General features: G+C 49.1%; 1 protein-coding gene. It reads right to left on the bottom strand.

All coding sequences use genetic code 11. The features are described from left to right. Nucleotides 1-322 precede the first annotated feature (322 nt). The gene (locus tag ACTIE0_RS23505; RefSeq protein ID WP_006670910.1) at nucleotides 323-2,869 is read right to left on the bottom strand and encodes an SBBP repeat-containing protein; all 2,547 of its coding nucleotides are present in this window, start codon (nucleotides 2,867-2,869) and stop codon (nucleotides 323-325) included. Nucleotides 2,870-3,175 lie beyond the last annotated feature (306 nt).

The raw sequence follows: 3,175 nt of genomic DNA, 5'->3' as shown, positions 1-3,175 counted from the left end.
GCGGTGAGATGGTGGTGTTGGGTTCCGTTCCTCCACCCAACCTACTTAAATAGGCTATATAACCGGCCACCCTCATTCTTAAAAAAAGCGATCGCACCATTTCCCCACACTCTCTAAAACCCGCTACCCATCAGCAGATTAGGCAATCCTAAAAAAACTCTAAAAATCCCGATTTTACCCCTTGACAAATCCCGGAACTTGACTTACTATTAAATAATGGGAAACCGTGCCGACATATATAATGGTTTTTTGAGCCTATAGAGAAGTGGGGTCAAATAGCCATTCAACCCCACCTCATCAATCGGAACTTAATTCCCCAGGATTACACTACAAAGAAATCCTGAACCGGAATCTCTCCGAAACCTGGTAAATCCCCCGTATATCCAGTGATATTGATAACTAAATCATTCGGAGCCTGAAAACCAGGAACATTATCATTAATCACTAGATAAGTGCCGCGAATATCGGCATGAGTCGCCCTCACTAATGCAGCACTATTAGGTTCTAATGGTTGTCGTCCGGCTTGTCCGCCATCAGCATTAGCAAATACCTGATTAACCAGGGTTCGCAGGTTAGGAGCATTGCTATTTCGAGCGCGGGTAAAATTCTCAGGAGCCCCGATATCCCGTCCGCGTCGGTTCAGCAAGTCAATTTTATCAGTACCGATTTCCAAGTCGGTAATATGGTCAGGAGCCGCTACCCTCGATTCCCCAAACTGGAACACAAAGATATCAGCACCAGGACCACCAGTGAGAATATCTTGACCGGGACCACCGTTGAGGGTGTCGTTACCAGCACCACCGATTAAAGTATCCCGACCGGGACCACCAAGGAGGCTGTCATTTCCTGGACCTCCATCTAAATAATCGTTACCTTTTCCACCGATTAAAGTATCGTGACCCGCACCACCAAGGAGGCTGTCATTTCCCGGACCTCCATCTAAATAATCGTTACCTTTTCCACCGATTAAAGTATCATTACCTGCTAATCCATAGATGGTGTCATGACCAGGGGTTCCTCGTAATAAATCATTGCCACGAGTACCCCTAATTGGTTCTGGTTCCGGTGTGGGTTCCGGTGTGGGTTCTGGTGTGGGTTCTGGTGTGTCAGCACCATCTACTATCAACCTGCTGATAAAGGCATCATAGTCGCCACTATTGGTTTGTCCATCTAGGTCGCCCCCAGTAAAGCCCGCCACATAAATCGAGCCATCACTACCGGTGGTCAGGGCATTAGCACTGTCCCCATCACTGGTTCCCAACAGGCGCGTCCAGTCTTTAGTGCCATCACGCTGGAACCTGCTAATAAAGGCATCAGCACCACCACTATTGGTTTGTCCGTCTAGGTTGCCCCCAGTCCCACCCGCCACATAAATAGACCCATCACTACCGGTGGTCAGGGCACTAGCCCGGTCAAAACTACTGGTTCCCAACAGGCGCGTCCAATCTTTAGTGCCATCACGCTGGAGCCTACTGATAAAGACATCACTGCCACCACTATTAGTTTGTCCATCTAGGTCGCCCTCAGTATCGCCGGCCACATAAATCGACCCATCACTACCGGTGGTCAGGGCACTAGCCCAGCCATTCTCAGTGGTTCCCAACAGGCGAGTCCAGTCCCTACTGCCATCAGGTTGGTACTTGGTGATAAAAAAATCCCAAAAGCCACTATCTAGGTCGCCCCGAGTATAGCTCGCCATATAAATCGACCCATCACTACCAGTGGTCAGGGCTGATGCCTGGTGCTGCCCACTGGTTCCCAGCAGGCGCGTCCAGTCTTTAGTGCCATTGGGCTGGTACTTGGTGATAAAGGCATCATAGCGACCACTATTGGTTTGTCCGTCTAGGTCGCCATAAGTCCAGCCCGCCACATAAATCGACCCATCACTACCCGTGGTCAGGGCATTAGCCTGGTCCAAACTACTGGTTCCCAACAGGCGCGTCCAGTCTTTAGTGCCATCAGGCTGGTACTTGGTGATAAAGGCATCATAGCCACCACTATTGGTTTGTCCATCTAGGTTGCCCCGAGTCCAGCCCGCTACATAAATCGACCCATCACTACCCGTGGTCAGGGCATTAGCCCGGTCTGCACTACTGGTTCCCAACAGGCGCGTCCAGTCTTTAGTGCCATTGGGCTGATACTTGGTGATAAAGGCATCCCATTCGCCACCACTATAGGTTTGTCCATCTAGGCTGCCTGAAGTATAGCCCGCCACATAAATCGAGCCATCACTACCGGTGGTCAGGGCACGAGCAAAGTCATCCTCACTGCTTCCCAACAGGCGCGTCCAGGCGAACTCTGGCGGCGCGGACATCTGTACTGCTACCGGTTCTCCTTCTACCCAGATGAAACCCCAATCATCCTTATTCCTTAACCCGGTGATATCTGCTTCTGTCAAGGCTTCCCCATTCACTAGGCGCATAAATAACTCTCCCTCATCTCCAGGAGAGTCGATTTCGTTTAACTGAGAATCCAGATAATGCCCAAATTCCTCCGTTATCACATCCACCAGTTTCTCACTGTGAATTATGGCATCGGATAAATACACCGTACCCGTCAGGGAGTCAAAAGCGCCATCAGCACCATTCATTGATGTAGCGGAAAGCACTATCATCTCTGGTGTGTCTCCCTGAGTGAAAGCCTCAATGATGGTTGCACCTAATTCCACATCGGTAGATGCACCGAAAGCGGTTTGTAAATCTGTCTGAAAATTAGGTGAGGCGAGAAACTCTGTTAATTGCTGGTTAACCTGAGTTAATGCTGCTGTCAGTGGTTCCCTGGATACATCACGGCTGAATCTCTGTGAGGGAAGGGAATTCGGAGAATCTGATGATGCCAAAATATCCGAGATTTCGCTAGTATTATTCATGAGGGTATCCCCCTACAATGTAGCCATGGGGATTTCATACCTGATTGGTATTTACATGGCTAACGACAATTGTACTTGCCTCTCAATATAACCTGCCACCCCATCTGAGCCCCATATTTCCCCACACTCTCTAAAACCCGCTACCAATCAGCAGATTAGGCAATCCTAAACAAACTCGAAAAATCCCTATTTTTCCCTTGACAAATGCGGAAACTTGACTTACTATTAGAGAATGGGAAACCGTGCCGACATATATAATGGTTTTTTGAGCCTATAGCTCTGGGTAGGTTGGGTGAAACCCAACAG

This window comes from Limnospira sp., assembly GCF_051859755.1.
Taxonomy (GTDB): Bacteria; Cyanobacteriota; Cyanobacteriia; order Cyanobacteriales; family Microcoleaceae; genus Limnospira; species Limnospira fusiformis.
Note: the sequence above shows the minus strand (reverse complement) of the source record. Positions and strands in the feature narration are given on the sequence as shown.

Coding starts and splice junctions, on each gene's coding strand:
- ACTIE0_RS23505 (WP_006670910.1), bottom strand. CDS start 2,869: ATGAATAATACTAGCGAAATCTCGGATATTTTGGCATCATCAGATTCT.